Source organism: Haloarchaeobius pelagicus, assembly GCF_051207375.1.
In the GTDB taxonomy this organism is placed as follows: Archaea; Halobacteriota; Halobacteria; order Halobacteriales; family Natrialbaceae; genus Haloarchaeobius.
Genome location: NZ_JBPJZD010000001.1, coordinates 1,422,190 through 1,440,563, shown reverse-complemented (window position 1 = coordinate 1,440,563; position 18,374 = coordinate 1,422,190). Strand labels below are relative to the sequence as shown.

The following is an 18,374-nucleotide window of genomic DNA, read 5'->3' as shown; positions in this document are numbered from 1 at the left end:
TATGAGAGATTTCGACGATAGCGAACCGTCCCGGTCCAGCGTGAACCGTCGGCGGTTCCTCGCGGCCGCAGCGGCGACCGGCGTCACGACGGTCGCGGGATGTCTCAATTCGGGAAGCGACTCGAACGAGACGACGGAACCGACCGACGCCGCGAACGGCGGCGGTGAGCTCGGGTCCGTCGGTTCCGGCATGGAAGGTCGTCCCGCACCGGGCGGGACACCGATGTCGGAGATGCCCGACCTCTCGGGCACCCTCACGCTCTACTCCGGCCGTGGGAAGCCCCTCGTCAACACCCTCATCGAGTACATCGAGGGCCTCTACAGCGACTTCACCATCAACACCCGCTACGACTCTTCGAACGCGCTGGCGAACAAGATAACGACGGCCGGCGCGGCGACCGAAGCAGACGTGCTGTTCTCGGTCAACGCGGGGGCCCTCGGCCTGCTCGCGAACGAGAACCGAACCGTCGCCCTCCCGCAGGACGTCCAGGACATGGTCCCGACGCAGTACCGAAACAACGACGGCGAGTGGATCGGCACCTCCGGCCGCGCCCGCACCATCCCGTACAACACGAACGCGTACTCGGAGTCCGAGATTCCGGACGACATCTTCGCGTTCCCCGACTTCGAGGGGTCGATGGGCTGGGCCCCGGGCTACGGCTCCTTCCAGGCGTTCGTCACCGCGATGCGTGTGATGAACGGCCGCGAGGAGACCAAGCAGTGGCTCCAGGGCATGCTCGACGCGGGTGTCGAGCGCTACCCCGACGAGTTCATCGTCTCCCGCGCGGTCGCGAACGGCGACCTCGACGCCGGCTTCGCGAACCACTACTACATCCAGCGTGTCCTCGACGGAAACGAGGACGCCCCCATCGCGACGGCGTTCACGAACAACGACGCAGGGGCGATCTTCAACGTGGCCGGCGCGGCCGTCGTCGACACCTCCGAGAACGGCGACCAGACGGCCGAAGACCGACAGACTGCGGTCAACTTTGTCCGCCACCTGCTCTCCTCGGAGGCACAGGAGTATTTCGCAACTCGTACATTCGAGTACCCCGTCATCCCCGAAGTGAACCCCGTCGGCGACCTGCCCCCCGTCGACGAACTCAACACGCCCGACTTCGACCTCGCGAAGCTCTCGGACATCGGGCCCACCATCGACCTCATGCGTGAGGTCGGCATCCAGGTGTAGGGGCCTCCCCCACTATGACAGTCGAAGAGACCGACGCGACCGCGACGAACGAGGGCGGACAGAGCGGTTCGTACCCACTCGGGCTGACGTTGGCGAGCGCGGCGGTCGCCGCGGCTGTCGTCGCCCCCCTGCTCTGGCTGTTCGTCGCAGTCGGCGAGGTCTCTTCTGGCACAGCCCTGGAACTGATTCTCGCCGACACCACCGTCTCGGTGTTCGTCAACTCCGCCGTGATGATCGCCGGTGTGACCGGCTTCTCCGTGGTCATCGGCGTCCCCCTCGCGTACCTCACCGTCCGGACGAACCTCCCCGGACGACGACTCTGGACCATCCTCGTGACCCTGCCGCTCGTCATCCCGAGCTACATCGGTGCGTTCGTGTTCACCGCGGCGTTCGGCAGCCACGGCGAACTCCAGGGCGTCCTCGCGCCCCTCGGCGTCGAGTCGCTCCCGGCCATCAAGGGCCTCGAAGGCGCGGTGCTGGTGCTGACGCTCTACACGTACCCGTACGTCTACATCACCACCCGCGCCAGCCTGAAGACGGTCGACACCTCGCTCGTCGACGCGGCCCGCACCCTCCAGCACACGCGACTGGAGGCGGTCCGCCGGGTCGTCCTCCCACAGCTCAGGCCAGCCATCGCGGCCGGATCCTTGCTGACCGCCCTCTACGCCCTGTCGGACTTCGGGACCCCGGCCATCATGCGCTACCCCGTGTTCACGACCGTCATCAAGTCCGAAACCGACACCGGGAGCATGGGACTTGCCGCGTTGCTCTCCATCCAGTTGCTCGTCGTCACCGTGTTCATCCTCGGCGTCGAGAGCCGACTGCGCAGCAACGAGAAGTTCACCAGTGGCCGCCAGGGCGGGCGTGCCTCGAAGGCGCGTCTCGGCCGCTGGAAGTGGCCCGCGCTCGCCTTCTGTGGGTCCATCGTCACCGTCGCGCTCGTGGTCCCGGTCGTCATCCTCGTCGGCTGGCTGCTCCGCGGGCCGACCTCGAACTGGCGGCTCCCGTTCGAGTTCTCGTACCTGACGAACTCCATCTCGCTCTCCATCGGCGCGGCGATCGTGGCGACGCTCGCCGGGCTCCCCATCGCCTACCTCTCGGCGCGCCACGACACCAGAGCGGGCGCGATAATGGAGCGCCTGAGCTACGTCGGCTACGCGGCACCCGGCGTGGTCATCGGCTTCGCGCTGGTGTTCATCACCACCCGCTCGTTCACCGACCTGTACCACACGCTCCCCATCCTCGTGTTCGCCTACGTCGTCCGGTTCCTGCCCCAGTCGGTGGGGTCGACCCGGGCGTCGTTCCTGCAGGTCAATCCGTCGCTGCCCGAGGCCGCTCGAACGTTAGGTCGGTCCTCGGTCGGTGCGTTCCGGGCCATCACGCTCCCGCTCGCGGCCCCGGGGCTGCTCGGGGGCGCGGCGCTGGTGTTCCTGACGACGATGAAGGAACTGCCCGCGACGCTGATGCTCCGGCCGACCGGCTACGAGACCGTGGTCACGCACATCTGGCAGGCCCACCGCAACCAGGCGTTCTACGACGCCGCGGTGCCCGCGCTCATCCTGCTCGCCGTGTCCGCCGTCTCCATCTTCGTGATACTCTCCCAGGAGGGATACGATGTCAAGTAACGCGACCATCACTGCAGACGTCGAGACCGTGTACGACCGCCCCTCGGTAGAGGATTCGGAGACCGTCCTGGAACTGGACAGCGTCTCCAAATCCTACGGTTCCGAGGACGTTATCAGCGACCTCTCGCTGTCGGTCCGCGAGGGCGAGATCCTCACCATGCTCGGGCCGTCGGGCTGTGGGAAGACCACGACGCTCCGGCTCGTCGCGGGCCTCGAACGCCCCGATGGCGGTACCGTGAACCTGAACGGCGCACCCGTCTCGGGCAACGGCTCGTTCGTCAGCCCCGAGAAGCGCGGCGTCGGCGTCGTGTTCCAGGAGTTCGCGCTGTTCCCGCACATGACCGCTCGCGAGAACGTCGGCTTCGGACTGAAGGATATGGACGAGGCACAGAAGCAGGAACGGGTCGACGAGATGCTCGACCTCGTCGGCCTGCACTCGCACGCCGACGCCTACCCGGACGAGCTCTCGGGCGGCCAGCAACAGCGCATCGCCCTGGCGCGCTCGCTCGCCCCGGAACCGCGCATCCTGCTGCTCGACGAGCCGTTCTCGAACCTCGACGTGGACCTTCGCGTCGAGATGCGCGAGGAGGTCCGCCGCATCCTCAAGGAGGCCGGTGTCACCGCCATCTCGGTCACCCACGATCAGGAAGAGGCGATGAGCATCTCCGACCGCGTGGCCGTGATGAACGACGGCGACCTCGAACAGGTCGGTCGCCCCGAACAGGTGTTCCAGCACCCCGAGTCCCGCTTCGTCGCGGGCTTCCTGGGCCACGCGTCGTTCCTCTCGGGCTTCCTCCGCGGCGACCACGTCGAGACCGGCATCGGTACCGTCGACCGCGAGATCATGCACGGGCTCGCCCAGGAGTACGATGGGACGACGCTCGACGTGCTCGTGCGGCCCGACGACATCAGTGCGACCCCCTGTGACGAGGCCGAATCGAACGGGCGCGTCATCTACCGGCGCTATCTCGGCCCGACCATCCTCTACCGGGTCGAACTCGACAACGGCGACGTGCTCGAATGCATGCACAACCACACCGACCAGGTCGACCTCGACCAGCCGGTCCGGGTCGAGCTGACCGCCGACCACGAACTCGCGTGGTTCCCGAAGGTTGACGAGTCCGGGAACTACGCCGAAGCGGACGACTGAATCGATGGCACGGGTCGACAGGCTCCGGACGGCTCTCGCGACCCGGTACGCCCCGACCCTCCTGCTCTCCCTCCTGACTGGGACCGTCGTCTTCCTCATCGCGAGCGAGCTCTTTCCGTACCACTCCCTGAACCACGACGAGGGGGTCTACCTCCAGCAGGCCGCCCTCCTGCTCGACGGCCAGTTCCAGCACTACCCACCCGCGGGACTGGCCGACGAGTTCCGACCGTGGTTCTTCGTCGTCGACGAGGGCGCGATGTACCCGAAGTACGCACCCGTCCCGGCCGGGATGTTCGCGCTCGGGCTTGCCGTCGGGCTGCCGAGACTCGCTCTCGCCGCGATCGCGGCCGGGAACGTCGGGCTGGTGGTCACCCTCGGGACCGAGGCGTTCGACCGCCGGGTCGGCGTCCTCGCGGGCATCCTGCTCGTGCTCTCGCCGATGTTCCTGCTCGCGTCAAGTCTCTTCCTCCCGTACGCCCCGACGACGTTCCTGAACCTGTTGTTCGCGCTCGGCTACGTCCGGGCGGTCCGGGCAGACGAGGCCACTGCGAGCAGACGATGGGCCGCCCTCGCCGGCGTCGCCATCGCGCTCTCGTTCTTCGGGCGACCCTACACCGCGGTCCTGTTCGCACTCCCGTTCATCGGGCACGCCTGCTGGACGCTCTGGACGGGCTACCGCCACGACGCCGCACGACTGCGTCCACAGCTCACCCGGAACCTCGTCATCGCGATGCTCGGAATCTCGGGTGTGGTCGCCGCCCTGGGGTACAACTGGCTGTTGACCGGTGACCCCCTGCTGTTCCCGTTCGAGGCGTTCGCGCCGCTGGACGGTCTCGGGTTCGGGCAGCGCCGCATCGTCGACCACGCCCTCGTCTGGACGCCCGCGCTCTCGGTCCGGGCCACGACCACCCTGCTGGTGCTGTTCGCGCAGTCGTGGACCGCCGCCGGGTGGGCCGGCACCGTCGTCTTCGTCGTGGGACTGCTCGCCTGGGCCGGTCACCTGCGGGCGCGTGAGAGCACGCCCAGCATCGACCGGCCGCACCTCTCGGATGACGCCCTGCGACTCCTGCTCCTCGGCATCTTCGTCAGCGTGATCGTCGGGAACCTGTACTTCTGGGGGACCTACAACGTCCAGGGCGGCCTGGAGGACCCAAACGACGGGCTACTCGCAATTCACGGACCCATCTACCACTTCGACATGCTCGTCCCGCTGTCGGTGTTCGGAGCTTTCGGGGTCGTCGGTGTGGGCGAGCGCCTCCGCGAAACCGTTGCGGCCACCTACTCGCCCCGCACCGCCCGGGTCGTCCTCGCGGCCGTCCTCGTGCTCACGGTCCCGGCCATCGGCGTCGCAGAACAGGCGGCACTGTCGGGCCCGGTCGAGGACAGCGCGGACTACACCGCCAAGTACGAGTCGGCCTACGAACCGCTCGAGTCGACCGACTTCGAGAACGCACTCGTCATGGTGCCGACCCCATACGGCCACTGGTCGAACCACCCGTTCCAGTCGCTCCGGAACGACCCCGGTTTCGACGGTGACGTGGTGTACGCCCAGCACCAGGACGCCCCGAGCACCTTCGAGGTCATCGACGCGTATCCCGACCGGGAGCTGTACCGATGGACCTACCACGGCGAGTGGACACCGGCACCGGACGAGAACGTCATCGGCAAGCTGGTTCCCCTCGGCGTCCGCGAGGGCGAACGTCTGGAGGGCACCACCCGCGTCGGCGTCCCCTCGGGGGCCCAGAGCGCCATCATCCGAATCGAGAACGGCAGCGACGTCCGGGAACTCTACCTCGACCAGGCGGTCGGCGAACAGGTCTCGGTGAACTGGTCGGTCGGCCCCGACGGGCTCCGGGTCACCGACGACGACGTCCGCCCGCTCGGCGAGAGCGGGGCACTCGCGGTGAACGGCAGCCAGGAGCTCGCTGTCGCGGTCATCCTGAACTACGACGGCGGGTCGACGCTGACCTACCGCCAGGAGTTCGACACCCGGGTCCGGGACGGTCGCGTGCAGGTGGTCTGGCCTGCCGAGACCTCGGTCTGCTCGCTGACCATCGACTGCGGCACGCGGGGGACCTACCTGCCGGACCACCCCGACCAGCACCTCGATGGGGTGTGGGTGAACGGGACGTTGACCGCCTCGTCTCGCTCGTCCTGACGACGGGGGGCCGACGCGGGCGGGTCGGTCGCGGAGACGCCGACCGGGTCGACGCTCACGGCAGCGCCCGCGCCGAACCGAACATCCCGGTCGGTGCCGGTGGCATCGTCATCGAGGGGAACTGACGGGCACGCCCGTCGTCGCTAGAAGAGCCGCTTGACCCGTTCTTCGAGGCAGACCTTCACGATGGACTTCCCGATGGCCGCCCCGCCTTCGAGCGGGTCGAGTTTCGTCTCGCCCTTTCGTTCCGCGTACCGGATGGGCGTCTCGATGACACGGTAGCCACGCATCGCGGGGCGGATGAGGAGTTCCGCCGACAGGCCGGTGTTCTCGGTCCACGTGATGTCCTGGACCACGTCGCGGCGGTACGCCCGCATCCCGGTCGTCGTGTCGTGGACGCGCTCGCCCATCAGGCTGGAGGCCAGCAGAGCGAACATGTGGTTCCCGAAGCGGTTGAACGCGGGCATCGCCGCTGCGCCGTAGTGGAGTCGGTCACCGGAGACCACGTCGTACCCCTCGTTGACGAGTTCGAGGAAGCGCGGGAGCGCCTCCATCGGGTAGGTGTCGTCGCAGTCGGTCGTGACGATGACCTCTCTCTCGGGCGTGAGGATGGCCTCGCGGACCGCCACACCGTAGCCCTGGGGTTCCTGCTCGATGACGGTCGCCCCGTGTTCGCGGGCGACCTCGGGCGTCTCGTCGTCCGACCCGTCCACGCAGACGACCTCGGCTCGCCCGTCGGTGACCTCCTCGATGTCCGTGAGAACGTGTTCGATAGCCTCCGCCTCGTTGTAGGTGCCCATGACGACCGCGAGGTCGTCGAACGTGAGCTGGTCCTCGGTCTCCGTCGACTCCTTGCTCATTGGTTCTCCCTCTCCGACGCGGATACTTTAGGCTTACCAAAAAGTCTCGTTTTCACCGCGGAAACCCCAGCGCAACGTTCCGTTCGGGTGAACCTCGTACGACAGAGTAAATCCCGTGGCGTCCATACCTCTCGTATGAAAGGTCTCCCCGTCAGGGAGACTGGAGGGCTATCTGGCGGGCCACCCGGTGGCCGAAGACCCGACGACGACCATCGGGTGGCGAACGCTCCCTCGTCTTCAGCGTGGATGGGACGGGTGAGTACCGATGCCTGACATCGACCTCGGGCTGCGAAAAACCGGTTGCCTGCCCCAGAAGACGATACACGTCCTCCATGTCGACCCAGATACGACGCTCTCGACCACGCTCCGCGAGCGATTCGATACGGAGTACTCCGATTTCACGGTCGAGACGGCAACCTCCATCGAGGAAGCCACCGCCCATCTGGGCCAGCACGAGCACTTCGACTGCGTCGTCAGCGAAAACGAACTGCCCGACGGGGACTGGAAGGACCTGCTGCGCGAGGTCCAGTCCTGGTCGCCAACCGTCCCGTTCGTGCTGTTCAGCAAGAACGCACGCGAAGAGCTCATTCTGGACGCTATCTCTGCAGGTGTGACGGAGTACGTCCACAAACACGATGGCAACGTCCAGTTCGATATCCTCGCGAACCGGATTCGCAACGTGGTCGCCCAGTACCGGGCCATGGTCGAACTGGAGCGGGTGACCGGCCGGACCGAGACGCAGTTCCAGTTGCTCGTCGACAGTGTCGAGGACTACGCCATCTTCCTCCTCGACGAGAATGGATTCATCCAGACGTGGAACCAGGGCGCGACACAGATCAAGGGCTACTCGGCGGCCGAGGCCATCGGGGAGCACTTCTCGATGCTCTACACGAGCGCCGATATCGAAGCCGGCGTCCCCGCGAGGAACCTCCAGAAAGCACGAGAGAACGGACGACTCGACACCGAGGGGTGGCGCGTCCGGAAGGACGGGAGCGAGTTCTGGGCGGACGTCGTTCTGACGGCACTGGAGGAGGACGGCGAACTGGTGGGCTTCGCGAAGGTCACCCGGGACATGACCGACCAGATCAAGAAGGAGGAACTGGTCCGCCAGAACGAGTTCCTCCAGGAGTTCGCCGGAACCCTCGCACACGACCTGTTGAACCCGCTGATGGTCGCCCAGGCGAACCTTCACCTCTGCATGGCGACCGGCGACACGGAGAGCCTCGAGACCGTCGACACCGCGCTCGACCGGACCCGCCAGCTCATCGACGACCTGCTCGAACTCGCTCGCAAGGGTGAACACATCCGGAAGCCGGAACCGGTCGACCTCCGCGAGGTCGCCACCGCCGCCTGGGAGACCGCGAACGCCCCCGACGCGACGCTGGAGGTCGAAGGCGACCTCGTGTTGGCTGCAGACGAGGGACGCCTCCGCCAGCTGTTCGAGAACATGTTCCGCAACGCGGTCAAGCACTGCCAGCCGGACGTGACGGTTCGAATCGGCCCCATGGAGGGCGGGTTCTACGTCAAAGACGACGGCGATGGCATCTCCGACGAGACGAAAGAGCACGTCTTCGAGGCGAGTTTCACGACGAGCGACGACGGCTCCGGGTTCGGGCTGGCCATCGTCAAACAGATAGCGACTGCCCACGGCTGGAAGGTGACCCTCACCGACAGCGAGGCAGGCGGTTCCCGATTCGAGTTCACCGGCATCCACCCCCTCTGACCGGCCGATTCAGACCGGGTCGGTCTCGTGCAGGAACGTCTGGAACTCCATCGTCCGGCCGTCGGGGTCCTCGGCGAAGAAGTTGTAGATGTCGAACGCCTCGTTGACCGACGGTTCGTCGCGCGCTCGGTCGGCGAAGCGCTCGTAGAACTCGTCGACCCCGGCGCGGTCCTCGGTGACGAACGTGAGCACGCCCTCGGTCTCGGTCTCGTCGGCGTCGCAGAACCCGAACAGCAGGTTGTCGTACTTGCAGATGGTGCAGGCCGACTGCTCCAGCCACACCGTTGCCCCCACCTCGTCGCGGTAGAACTCCGCGATAGCTTCGTACTCTGCGCTCCGGAAGAAGACGATTCCCGACATGTGCGTCACTGCGTCGGCGGGCAAGAAAACGATTCGCCCGTTCTCCGCCGGCGGATAGTTATTTGGGTCAGCGTTACATACTGAATGAAAATGCCGGACACACGCCGCACACTCGACTACCTCGGTCTCGTCGCTCCCGCGCTGGCGCTCGGGACGCTCTTCCTCGCGACCATCATCGACCCCAGATTCAACTGGGCGTCCCGGTCGCTGTCCAGCATGGGTGAAGCGACCCCACATTCGTTGTTCGCCCTGGGGTCGGCCGACCAGCTCGCGTTCGTCCTGTTCAACGGCGGCCTGTTGCTCGGGTCGGTGCTCGGGCTCCCGTTCAGTGTGCGACTCTGGCAGCTGGCCTCGAACCACGCCGAGCGAATCGGCGTCGGCTTCCTCGTGGTCGCACTGGTCGCCATGGGTGGTGTCGGCATCGCCTATCTGGATGGTCCCGTCGCCGGCCTGCACTTCCTCGCCGCGGTCTCGTTCTTCCTGTTCGGGACGTTCGCCTTGCTTGCCTACGGGACCGGCACCGTGCTCGCCGGAGAAGCCAGACGCGGCCTGGCCATCCTCTGGGCCGGCATCGGCCACCTGCTGGTCTGGGTGTTCTGGGTCGTCCTCGAGACGATGGCGTTCACGACCGACGGCGACACCTGGACCTACTTCGCGGTCCCGGAAGCGGTCGGCGCGGTCGTCTTCGGCGTCTTCGTGTTCGTCACGGCGAGAAGAGACCTCCGGGAACTGACGGCGTCGTCACCAGCCGAGAGCGAGTCGGACACCGAACAGGTCGCCTAACCCACCCCTAATCGGTTTCTGCCGCGCTCGCCGTCGGGTCGGCCCACGCCTGGAACTCGTTGATGTCCTCGTCGGTCCCGGCGACGATGGCCATGTCGCCCTGCCGTATCTCGAAGTCCGGTTCGATGTCGGTCAGTACCTCCTCGCCGCGTTCGATAGCCACGACCGTGACACCCGTCTTCGCCCGGACGTCCAGTTCCGCCAGCGTCCGCCTGGCGAGCGCGGGAACCGGGGTTCGGACCAGGCCGATCTGCGTGTCAAGCGAGATGACGTCCTCGCCGAGGACGATGGAGGCCAGCATCCGGCCGGAGACGGTCGTCAGCGCGAGGACGTAGTCCGCGCCAGCGCGGTACATCTTCGGGATGCTGTCGGTCGTCGAAGCCCGTACGACGAGTTCGACCTCGGGGTTGAGCTCTCTGATGACCAGCAACGCGAACACGGCCGTGGTGTCGTCGGGGAGCGTGACGATGGCGGTCCGGGCGGACTCCAGCCCGGCCGACTGCAGCGTCCACTCGTCGAGCGCGTCACCGACCACGTCCACGCCGGGTTTGTCGTCGATGTCGACGAGGGTCGTCGGGATGTCCCGAGTGGTCAACACGTCGGTGACGGTCGAACCGACTTCGCCGGCACCGACGACCACGACCTCGCCGTGGCTGTGGTGGCGCTTCGCCGACCGGGTCATCTCGGCCAGCTTCATCAGCTGTGCTTCGGTACCCGCTGCGAGCAGGACCGTCCCTTCGTCCAGCGTGGTGTCTGGCGAGGGCGGCGACGTGAACTCGCCGCGGTCCCAGACACCGATGAGGTTCGCACCGGTCTGCTCACGGATGCGGCTCTCGGCGAGCGGCCGGTTACACACCTCGCTGTTGCGCTGGACGGACAGCTCGGCGATCTCGAAGTCACGGTCCGAGGGCAGTGCGGACTGGACCGAGTCGTCGCCGAACTCCGCGGTCACCCGCTGGGTCACCTTGTCGGCGAGGCTTTGGCCGAGGATATGCTCCGGCGAGATGACCCGGTCGGCCCCGGCGTAGCGGTGGTACTGCTCGTTCTCAGGTCGCTCCAGCAGGCTCACGACCGGGACGTCGCCGGCGCACTCGCGCGCCGAGAGGATGATGCTCGCGTTCTCCTCGTCGGTCTGGTCGGCGACGATAGCCCGCGCGTTCGCGGCGTGGGCCGCCGCCAGCGTCTCCGTCTGTTCCGGGTCGCCGTGGAGCACGGACCGCCCGTCGGCGTAGAGGTCCGTCGCGAGCTCCTCGTTCTTCTCGATGATGACGTAGTCCACGTCGCGCTGTTCGAGCTCCTCGATGAGGGTTGCGCCGTGTTCGGTGTAGCCCGCGAGCACCACGTGCTCTGTGAGTTCCTCGATGGTCGTCGGGGCCTGCTGGGTCAGCCGCGCCTCGAACAGTGGCACGACGAACAGCGGGAGCGCTGCGAACACCGCCAGGACCCCCGTGAACTGCATGACGATGACGAACAGGATGGTCACCGGGTGCGACCAGATACTGGAGTCCTCACCGAAGCCGGACAGGGTCATCGACTCGACGACCACGTTGAGCGCCTCCCAGAACGTCCGCGGGCTCCCCTCGAACTGGCCCATCACGACCATGTACACGCTGGTGTAGACGAGGATGATAGCCCCGAGTGTGAGCAGGAAGGACAGGAGTCGGCGGCGCTGGTCGTCCATCTAGTTGTCCGAGCAAAGGAAGGTGGAGCGTAAGAAGAATTCGGTCAGGGCGAGGCTCCCGGGTATCGGGGTCACCCCACTCAGCCCGAGTCGACGATGCGCTTCGGCCCCCGGCCCTTCAGCGTCCCCGACTCGTTGGATATCTCGGTGCGGCGGAACCGCCAGACGCGCCGGCCGTCGCCGCCCTCGACCACGTCGACCTGTTTCAGGCCGGTCTTGATGCACTCCCACCAGCCGGCCTCGGAGCCGTAGCCGGCCGAGAACTCCTCGTACAGTTCGTCCACGAAGTCCGAGCGCCGAGCAGACCCCACGTCCTTGAGGTACGCGAGGGCCGCACCGACCGCCTCGCGCCGTGGCTCGGTCTTCTCGGTGGAGCGTCCGGGCACCTCGATGTCGCCGAGGTCCGCGATGTCCGCCCCGAGGGACACGTCGCTCGTGGTGGTGCTGATGGTGGTGTTCGAGCTGTAGCTGAGTCCCGTCGTCGGGTCCCGCCCGAGTCGCTCCCTGGTCTGTGCGACCGCCCGCCGAGCGAACTCGTCGAGGCGCTCCCCTTCGACACCGCTGAGGACCCCGGCGTGTGCGTCGAGGTCCTCGTCGGTGAAGCGCTCGACCCGCTCCGGCCGGAAGTTCCCGCCGAGCTGGCGGTGGTCGGTGTCGGCCGCGCTCGTCCCCGAGACGATCATCTCGCCGGTGCCCCGCTGCACGCGTCCCCCGTCCGCTTCGGCCGTGTCGTCGCCGCCCTGCGGGGCCGCAGCCGAGTGCGACGTGTCTATCTGTGCTTCCAGCTCCTCGACGCGGGCCGCGTACTCGGTGAGTAACTGGTCGCGTTCGGTCCCCTGTTCGATGGCTGCCCGGTTCCCGATTATCCACGACAGATACTCCTGCACGTCGTCGAATCCGAGCAGGTCTGTCTCCATATCGAGTTTGCGGACTGTTTCCTCGGGAACGTCGAGGCGGAGGGTCGGCATTCATGACCGAGTAGGAACGAGGATTACAAAAATGATTGTACGCCAGGCGTCTGACGCGACCCCTGAGACGGGCGCTCAGTTCCACGACGACGCCTAACACCGGGGACCCACAACAACGCTTAAATCTGGAACTGTCCAAAGACCATGCATGCACAAGGACGAGCTTCTCGAACTCCACGAGCAGATGGTGCTCATCATGGAGTATTTCGAGGAACAGAACGACATCCCCGACGAGATCTTCGAGCAGTACCACGGCCTCGACGTCGACCCCTCCGACGTCCACAAGTCCAAGAGCGAGCACAAACACGCCGTGTTCGTGCTCGGGAACGCGCTGGCCAGCGCGATGAGCGAGGACGAGTTCTCCAGTGCGGGGCGCATCCAGAAGCGGATGGAGGAACTCGCCGACGACGCCGAGTCGAAGATTTAAATTTCTAACACGATTGGCTGGCTGAACCGCAGAAATCCCCGGAAACTATTTGTTCCGCATCCGGTTTTAGCCAGTATATGGACTCGCGCACGGTAGAGCGCGTCGAGGGCTGGGACTCTCGGCCGTACGCCGGCGGTTTCGACGAACTTCGTGGCCTCGCGGACGTGGAGTTCAGTGGAGCCGTCACGGCCGGGACGACGTGGTTGTTCATGCTGAACGGCCGCGTCGTCGGCGTCTTCGACGGGACTATCGACGATTATGACGATGCATCGGGGACGGCCTACGAGGCCCCGCACCCGTCGCTACCACTCCTGTTCGCCATGCGGGAGCACGGTGGCGAAGAGCGTGCGAACTACTACACCAACGACACGCCCATCTCTGAGGCCGACTCGACACTCACCTCGGGGAAGTTCACGGGATACATCGAACTCTCCGAGAACGTTCTGAGTGGCGACTACTACGTCGTCTACTACGGCGGGCGCTCGATGAGCTGTGCCTTCATCGGGAACCAGGAACGCCTCGTGACGGGCGACGATGCGTTCGACCGCGCCGACGACGAGGTCGGCATCTACACCGTCTGGGACGTCGACATCGATGTCGTCGAGATCCCCGGCGGCACCGAGCCGGAACCGGAGCCCGAACCGGCCGACGACCCGGCCACGGGAGCCGTCTCCAACGGCGGGACCACGACGGCCGATGCGGGTGCCACGGCCGACCCCGCGTCGGGCCGCCGAGAGCCGGTCGAGGACGCGGAACCGATGCCGGGCGCCGGGGCGACCGACGAGCCAGAGCCCGTCGCGGAAGCCGAACCGACTCACCAGGAGCCGGAACCGGAACCAGCGACGAGCGCGGAACCGGTCGCAGAGGCCGAACCGGACCCCGAGCCGGACGAGGCAGTGCCGGACCGGACCAGGCGGACGGACTCGGCCGTCGACCCGACCACGGGGGCCGACGCCGCGCCAGCTGATGCCGCGGCGACGCCCGAACCGACGCCGGACCAGCGGACGGACGACGACGAACGCTGGGAGGAGGTCTCCGACGAGGTCGACGCCGAGCCAGTCGAACTCCCCGACGAGGTCCTCGAGGCGGTCGAGGCCGAGAGCGAGGAGGACACCGACCCCGTGTTCCAGGAGGAGGCACAGTGGCGCGAGACCCGGTCGATTCCCTCCATCAACCCCGAGAAGTCGACCGAGTCCGAGACCACCACGGGAACGGCCGGTTCGCCACAGCCCGACTCGCGCCAGTCTCGCACGCAGCGTCGGAACCCCTCGAAGACACAGCCACCCCGCGAGATGGGTGGCAGTGACACGAAGCGCACTGATTCGACCGGAACGACGAGTGAAGCGAACGACCGGAGCAGTGCCCCCGCCAGGGACAGGGCAGCGGCCGGGTCCGCCACTCCGTCTCCCTCTCGGTCGGGGACCGACGAGCCGCTCGAGCGCGAGATGCTGGAACGCGAGGACAAGATCGACCGGCTCCAGCAACGGCTCTCGAACGCCGAGGAGGCCCACGCTGCGCTCCAATCCGAGCGCGACGAACTCGCCGCCGAGAACGACGAACTCCAGCAGACGGTCGACCGGCTGGAGAACGAGGTCGCCGACCTCGAGGCGGAGATCGCCGACCTCGAGGCCGAACTGGCCAACACCCGCGGCGCAGCGGCGACCGCGAGCGTCCAGTTGACCCCACGGGAGGCACTCGAAGGCACCAACCTGTTCGTCCGCTACAACTCCAAGGGCGACGCCACGCTGGAGACCGCCCACGGGGGGAACGCATCCCCAGAGGAGGTCCACGGTAACCTCCGCCTCGAACACCACACGCAGTTCGAGGCCGGTGATGCCGCGGTCGACGGGCAGGCGTACGAGGACTTCCTCGTCAACAGTATCGAGTACCAGTTCGTCGAGTGGTTCGTCTTCGACCTGCTGTACGAAATCCGCGACACGGGTAACGCCGGGGCGATGTCGGACCTCTACGACGCGATTCCGGAGGCCGACCGTGCCGAGCTCAACGGCTCCGTGTCGCTCCGGTTCGACGAGAACGGCGAGGAGCACCGCGAACAGACGACGTTCGACGTGGTCGTCCGGGACCGGATGGGCAACCCGCTCGTCGTGGCGAACCTGAACGACTCGCGTGACCCGGCGACCGAGGACATGATGGTCGACCTCGAACAGCGCGCCTCGCGTGTGAAACAGACAAGCGAACAGCTCTCCGGTGCGTTCCTCGTCACTGCGAGTTTCTTCGACCCTGGTGCGCTAGAAACGGCCGCAGAGGCGACCAGTGGGAGTTTCCTCAGCCGGGATTCGAAGAAGAGTTTCGTGAAGCTGTCACGAAAATCCGGCTATCATCTCTGTTTGGTGGAGACTCGCGGCGGAGAGTTCCACATCAACGTCCCGGAGCTCTAGCTCTCGAGTTCTGCTGCGCCTTCTATCTTCATTCCGTCCATCTTCTCGACGATCTCGTCGATCTTGCCGTCGAGTTCGTCGACGAACTCGGAGGTACGCTCGGTCGTGATGGCACCCTGGCTGGAGGGCTCGATGAGGTTCTCCTCCTCGAGGACGCGCAGGGAGTACCGGACCTTGTGGTGGGGGTACCCCGTCTCGTTGGACATCTTTACGATGCCGATAGGTTCGTTCTCGATGACCATCTTCAGAACCTGCAGATGGCGTTCCAGCATATCGACTTCCTTCTCCAGTCGGTCTATCATGGCATTTGTTAACTTGTCTTTGGAGGTTTTAAACCTTGCTGTCGCAATGGCATACGAGAAGGGGGAATCGGATGGTTAGCGTATGGTGACTATATGTCTTTTGTTCACTGGGAACGTCTCACATCGACCATGTAGAACTCCGGCAATACTTCACAACGCTCGACGGACCGAAATCGGTTTACCGGGAGCCTCGGAATCCGTGTCTGTAAATGACCGTAACCATAGTCGGGTCGCAGCTGGGCGACGAGGGCAAAGGTCGCGTCGTCGACCTGTACGGTGACGGTGCCGACGTTATCGTCCGCTATCAGGGCGGCGACAACGCCGGCCACACCGTCGTCGAAGGCGGCACGGAGTACAAGCTCTCGCTTATCCCGAGCGGCGTCATCCGCGGTAAGATCGGCGTCCTCGGTAACGGCTGCGTCGTGAACCCGGCAACGCTGTTCGACGAGATAGACGAACTGAAAGAGCGGGGCCTCGACCCCGACGTTCGCGTCTCCGAGCGCGCACACGTCATCCTCCCGTATCACCGTGTTCTCGACGGTATCGAGGAGGACGCCAAAGAGGAGGACGACCTCTCGGCAGGGACGACCGGGCGCGGCATCGGCCCGACCTACGAGGACAAGGCCGGCCGTCGTGGCGTCCGCATCGGCGACCTGCTCGACCCGGAGGTCCTGCGTGCCCGTCTCGAGTACGTCGTTCCCCAGAAGCGGGCCCTCGCAGAGGACGTCTTCGGCATCGAAACGGGTGAGGAGTTCGACATCGAGGCACTGTACGAGCAGTACCGCGAGTACGGCCGCCGCATCGAGGAGGAGAACATGGCCGTCAACGGCGGGTCGTTCCTCGCCGACCGCATCGCAGACGGCGACGAGATCATGATGGAGGGGGCACAGGGGACCAGCCTGGACATCGACCACGGCAGCTACCCCTACGTGACGTCCTCGAACCCGACGACCGGCGGTGCCTGCACGGGAACCGGTCTCCCGCCGACCGCGGTCGGCCAGGGCGAGGTCATCGGTATCGTGAAGGCGTACCTCTCTCGCGTGGGCACCGGCCCGATGCCGACCGAACTCGGTGGCGTCGAGGGCCAGACCGCCGGCTACACCGGGGGTGACCCCGACAGCGACGAGGAGCAGATGGCGACGTACATCCGCGACGAAGGTGGCGAGTACGGTACCGTCACCGGCCGCCCGCGACGCGTCGGCTGGCTCGACATCCCGATGCTCCGCCACGCCGCCCGCGTGAACGGCTTCACCGGGCTGGCCGTCAACCACGTCGACGTGCTGGCTGGCCTCGACGAGGTCACGGTCGGCCACTCCTACACGCTCGACGGTGAGGAACTTCTGACGATGCCGGCGACGACCGAGAAGTGGGGCGAGTGCGAGGCCAACTTCCGCACGTTCGACGGCTGGGACCCCGTCGACTGGAGCGCGGTCGAGGCGTGGGAGGACCTCCCCGAGAACTGCCGGACCTACCTCGAGTACATCTCCGAGGAACTCGGCGCCGACATCTACTGCGTCGGGATGGGCCCGGACCGCGAGGACACGCTGGTCCTCGACAGCCCGTACTGAATCGGTTTCAGACTACCGCGTTTCCCTATCTGCGGTTTCCTAACAGCACGTTCGACAGCCCCTGCTGTGGCGTGCGCTGGCGAGCGTGTCGAGTGAAACGAGGCCGCGAGGTGAAAGCGCGCGAGGGATGACCGGAACGAAGTGGAGGGAATCGGCTGGGGAGGGTGTGGTGCTGTGCGGGGCGGTTGCGGGTTCCATTGCACCAGCGCGAGTGGCGTGCCCGTCGTCTCTGCGGTTCCGAAAGCGCGGGAGTCGGTCACCCACAACGTGTGAAAACCAGCCGGTACCATGAGCCAAAACGGATTGCTCTGAACCGACCACCGCCCCGCACCGCTCTGGCCACCGACTTCCCGAAACCTTTTGCTCTCCGTCACCAACTGGCCCGGTATGAAGGAATCCCTGATGGACATCCTCTGCTGTCCGATGGACAAGGGCGAACTCGAGCTGGAGATCGACGAGCAGAACGACGACGACGAGATTCTCGCAGGGAAACTCGTCTGTGGCGACTGCGGGGAGTCCTACCCCATCGAGGACGGCATCCCGAACCTCCTGCCGCCGGACATGCGCGACGACGTCCCGGCCTGATACACACGGAACTCTCCCGTACACACTCTCTTTCCTCGTATGGCACGTGTCCCGCTCCCAATCGACATCAGCAAGGACGGCCTGCATAGCATCGAGTCGGCCGTCGACTCGTTCGAGAGCACGGGGCCGTTCACCGTCTCCCTCCGGAACCACGGGCGCGCGGTCCACGTCCACTGCAACCTCGACGACGACCTCGCCCGGGTTGCGAGTCTCCCGGAGACGAACCACTTCGTCGAGACGGACTCGGAGCTCACCTTCCCGGTCGACGTCCAGACCGGGCAGCGACCGGTGTCGGGCCGACTGAAGATCGTGACGGGCTACGGGGCCGAAGAGCAGTACATCCCGGTCACCATCACGGAGCCGAAACCGGTCGGGCCGCCCTCGGAGCGCAAGACCGCCGGGGAGTCCGGCAGCGAAGAGTCGTCTCTCGACTCGCTGCCGCTCGACGGGTCGCTCCCGGTGCTGGTGCTCGCCGGAATCGCCCTCGTCGTCGCACTCGGCGCGGCGGCGACGATCGGCAGTCTCGAAGTCCTGTTCGGCGTCGGCGTCGTGGTGGTCGGCGTGGCCGTCGCACTCTGGATACTGTTCGCGTAGGT

The 18,374-nt window shown here is 66.2% G+C and carries 17 protein-coding genes; 12 read left to right on the top strand and 5 right to left on the bottom strand.

Annotated features, from left to right (window positions below; all coding sequences use genetic code 11):
• Position 1: 1 nt before the first annotated feature.
• Genes ACSC1S_RS07545 through ACSC1S_RS07525 form a run of 5 tightly spaced genes read left to right on the top strand, consistent with a single transcriptional unit; the run spans position 2 to position 6,247 of the window.
• Entirely contained in the window at positions 2-1,189 is a 1,188-nt protein-coding gene (locus ACSC1S_RS07545; protein WP_435363798.1) for an extracellular solute-binding protein, read from the top strand.
• A 14-nt stretch (positions 1,190-1,203) separates the two neighbouring features.
• Positions 1,204-2,814 (top strand): ABC transporter permease, encoded by a 1,611-nt coding sequence (locus tag ACSC1S_RS07540; protein WP_435363797.1) that lies wholly within the window; start codon positions 1,204-1,206, stop codon positions 2,812-2,814.
• A complete protein-coding gene (locus tag ACSC1S_RS07535) occupies positions 2,804-3,964 on the top strand; it encodes an ABC transporter ATP-binding protein (protein WP_435363796.1) in 1,161 nt (386 codons plus the stop codon). Before ACSC1S_RS07540 ends, ACSC1S_RS07535 begins: the two co-directional genes overlap by 11 nt.
• Before the next feature lie 4 nt (positions 3,965-3,968).
• The gene (locus ACSC1S_RS07530) at positions 3,969-6,122 is read left to right on the top strand and encodes an ArnT family glycosyltransferase (RefSeq protein WP_435363795.1); all 2,154 of its coding nucleotides are present in this window, start codon (positions 3,969-3,971) and stop codon (positions 6,120-6,122) included.
• Complete coding sequence (locus ACSC1S_RS07525) at positions 6,080-6,247, top strand: hypothetical protein (protein ID WP_435363794.1); 168 nt, start codon at positions 6,080-6,082, stop codon at positions 6,245-6,247. Before ACSC1S_RS07530 ends, ACSC1S_RS07525 begins: the two co-directional genes overlap by 43 nt.
• A gap of 18 nt (positions 6,248-6,265) precedes the next feature.
• Here ACSC1S_RS07525 and ACSC1S_RS07520 read toward each other — a convergent pair whose 3' ends face one another.
• The gene (locus ACSC1S_RS07520; RefSeq protein WP_435363793.1) at positions 6,266-6,982 is read right to left on the bottom strand and encodes a dolichyl-phosphate hexose transferase; all 717 of its coding nucleotides are present in this window, start codon (positions 6,980-6,982) and stop codon (positions 6,266-6,268) included.
• Between the two features lie 265 nt (positions 6,983-7,247).
• Here ACSC1S_RS07520 and ACSC1S_RS07515 point away from each other — a divergent pair, with 265 nt between their 5' ends.
• Positions 7,248-8,705, top strand: a complete 1,458-nt coding sequence (locus tag ACSC1S_RS07515) for a sensor histidine kinase (RefSeq protein WP_435363792.1) — start codon at positions 7,248-7,250, stop codon at positions 8,703-8,705.
• Between the two features lie 9 nt (positions 8,706-8,714).
• Here ACSC1S_RS07515 and ACSC1S_RS07510 read toward each other — a convergent pair whose 3' ends face one another.
• Positions 8,715-9,065: a VOC family protein gene (locus ACSC1S_RS07510; protein WP_435318240.1), complete on the bottom strand. Its 351-nt coding sequence runs from the start codon at positions 9,063-9,065 to the stop codon at positions 8,715-8,717.
• 90 nt (positions 9,066-9,155) lie between these two features.
• On the opposite strand from ACSC1S_RS07510, the gene ACSC1S_RS07505 reads away from it, so the two are divergent.
• Positions 9,156-9,848, top strand: coding sequence for a DUF998 domain-containing protein (locus ACSC1S_RS07505; protein WP_435363791.1), 693 nt, complete (start codon positions 9,156-9,158; stop codon positions 9,846-9,848).
• 7 nt (positions 9,849-9,855) lie between these two features.
• On the opposite strand, the gene ACSC1S_RS07500 is transcribed toward ACSC1S_RS07505, so the two are convergent.
• Together ACSC1S_RS07500 and ACSC1S_RS07495 are read right to left on the bottom strand one after the other, a co-directional pair.
• Entirely contained in the window at positions 9,856-11,529 is a 1,674-nt protein-coding gene (locus tag ACSC1S_RS07500) for a potassium channel family protein (protein WP_435363790.1), read from the bottom strand.
• An 80-nt stretch (positions 11,530-11,609) separates the two neighbouring features.
• Entirely contained in the window at positions 11,610-12,497 is an 888-nt protein-coding gene (locus tag ACSC1S_RS07495; RefSeq protein ID WP_435363789.1) for a hypothetical protein, read from the bottom strand.
• A gap of 148 nt (positions 12,498-12,645) precedes the next feature.
• On the opposite strand from ACSC1S_RS07495, the gene ACSC1S_RS07490 reads away from it, so the two are divergent.
• Positions 12,646-12,924 (top strand): UPF0058 family protein, encoded by a 279-nt coding sequence (locus ACSC1S_RS07490; protein WP_261651187.1) that lies wholly within the window; start codon positions 12,646-12,648, stop codon positions 12,922-12,924.
• 77 nt (positions 12,925-13,001) lie between these two features.
• A complete protein-coding gene (locus ACSC1S_RS07485; RefSeq protein WP_435363788.1) occupies positions 13,002-15,323 on the top strand; it encodes a DUF7527 domain-containing protein in 2,322 nt (773 codons plus the stop codon).
• Here the strand turns inward: ACSC1S_RS07485 and ACSC1S_RS07480 are convergent.
• Positions 15,320-15,625, bottom strand: a complete 306-nt coding sequence (locus ACSC1S_RS07480; protein ID WP_435318235.1) for a hypothetical protein — start codon at positions 15,623-15,625, stop codon at positions 15,320-15,322. The two genes, ACSC1S_RS07485 and ACSC1S_RS07480, sit on opposite strands and share 4 nt — an antisense overlap.
• Positions 15,626-15,834: 209 nt before the next feature.
• Here ACSC1S_RS07480 and ACSC1S_RS07475 point away from each other — a divergent pair, with 209 nt between their 5' ends.
• The 3 genes from ACSC1S_RS07475 to ACSC1S_RS07465 all read left to right on the top strand — a co-directional run bounded on the left by ACSC1S_RS07475 (position 15,835) and on the right by ACSC1S_RS07465 (position 18,372).
• Positions 15,835-17,193 carry an adenylosuccinate synthase gene (locus ACSC1S_RS07475; RefSeq protein WP_435363787.1) on the top strand — a complete coding sequence of 453 codons (1,359 nt, stop codon included), beginning with the start codon at positions 15,835-15,837 and terminating at the stop codon, positions 17,191-17,193.
• Between the two features lie 387 nt (positions 17,194-17,580).
• Complete coding sequence (locus ACSC1S_RS07470) at positions 17,581-17,778, top strand: methytransferase partner Trm112 (protein WP_435318233.1); 198 nt, start codon at positions 17,581-17,583, stop codon at positions 17,776-17,778.
• Between the two features lie 39 nt (positions 17,779-17,817).
• Entirely contained in the window at positions 17,818-18,372 is a 555-nt protein-coding gene (locus ACSC1S_RS07465; protein WP_435363786.1) for a DUF7524 family protein, read from the top strand.
• The last annotated feature ends 2 nt before the right edge of the window (positions 18,373-18,374 follow it).

Excerpts from the sequence above, each read along its gene's own strand:
- ACSC1S_RS07545 (WP_435363798.1), top strand. The coding sequence starts at position 2 with ATGAGAGATTTCGACGATAGCGAACCGTCCCGGTCCAGCGTGAACCGT.
- ACSC1S_RS07540 (WP_435363797.1), top strand. The coding sequence starts at position 1,204 with ATGACAGTCGAAGAGACCGACGCGACCGCGACGAACGAGGGCGGACAG.
- ACSC1S_RS07535 (WP_435363796.1), top strand. The coding sequence starts at position 2,804 with ATGTCAAGTAACGCGACCATCACTGCAGACGTCGAGACCGTGTACGAC.
- ACSC1S_RS07530 (WP_435363795.1), top strand. The coding sequence starts at position 3,969 with ATGGCACGGGTCGACAGGCTCCGGACGGCTCTCGCGACCCGGTACGCC.
- ACSC1S_RS07520 (WP_435363793.1), bottom strand. The coding sequence starts at position 6,982 with ATGAGCAAGGAGTCGACGGAGACCGAGGACCAGCTCACGTTCGACGAC.
- ACSC1S_RS07515 (WP_435363792.1), top strand. The coding sequence starts at position 7,248 with ATGCCTGACATCGACCTCGGGCTGCGAAAAACCGGTTGCCTGCCCCAG.
- ACSC1S_RS07510 (WP_435318240.1), bottom strand. The coding sequence starts at position 9,065 with ATGTCGGGAATCGTCTTCTTCCGGAGCGCAGAGTACGAAGCTATCGCG.
- ACSC1S_RS07505 (WP_435363791.1), top strand. The coding sequence starts at position 9,156 with ATGCCGGACACACGCCGCACACTCGACTACCTCGGTCTCGTCGCTCCC.
- ACSC1S_RS07500 (WP_435363790.1), bottom strand. The coding sequence starts at position 11,529 with ATGGACGACCAGCGCCGCCGACTCCTGTCCTTCCTGCTCACACTCGGG.
- ACSC1S_RS07495 (WP_435363789.1), bottom strand. The coding sequence starts at position 12,497 with ATGCCGACCCTCCGCCTCGACGTTCCCGAGGAAACAGTCCGCAAACTC.
- ACSC1S_RS07490 (WP_261651187.1), top strand. The coding sequence starts at position 12,646 with ATGCACAAGGACGAGCTTCTCGAACTCCACGAGCAGATGGTGCTCATC.
- ACSC1S_RS07485 (WP_435363788.1), top strand. The coding sequence starts at position 13,002 with ATGGACTCGCGCACGGTAGAGCGCGTCGAGGGCTGGGACTCTCGGCCG.
- ACSC1S_RS07480 (WP_435318235.1), bottom strand. The coding sequence starts at position 15,625 with ATGATAGACCGACTGGAGAAGGAAGTCGATATGCTGGAACGCCATCTG.
- ACSC1S_RS07475 (WP_435363787.1), top strand. The coding sequence starts at position 15,835 with ATGACCGTAACCATAGTCGGGTCGCAGCTGGGCGACGAGGGCAAAGGT.
- ACSC1S_RS07470 (WP_435318233.1), top strand. The coding sequence starts at position 17,581 with ATGAAGGAATCCCTGATGGACATCCTCTGCTGTCCGATGGACAAGGGC.
- ACSC1S_RS07465 (WP_435363786.1), top strand. The coding sequence starts at position 17,818 with ATGGCACGTGTCCCGCTCCCAATCGACATCAGCAAGGACGGCCTGCAT.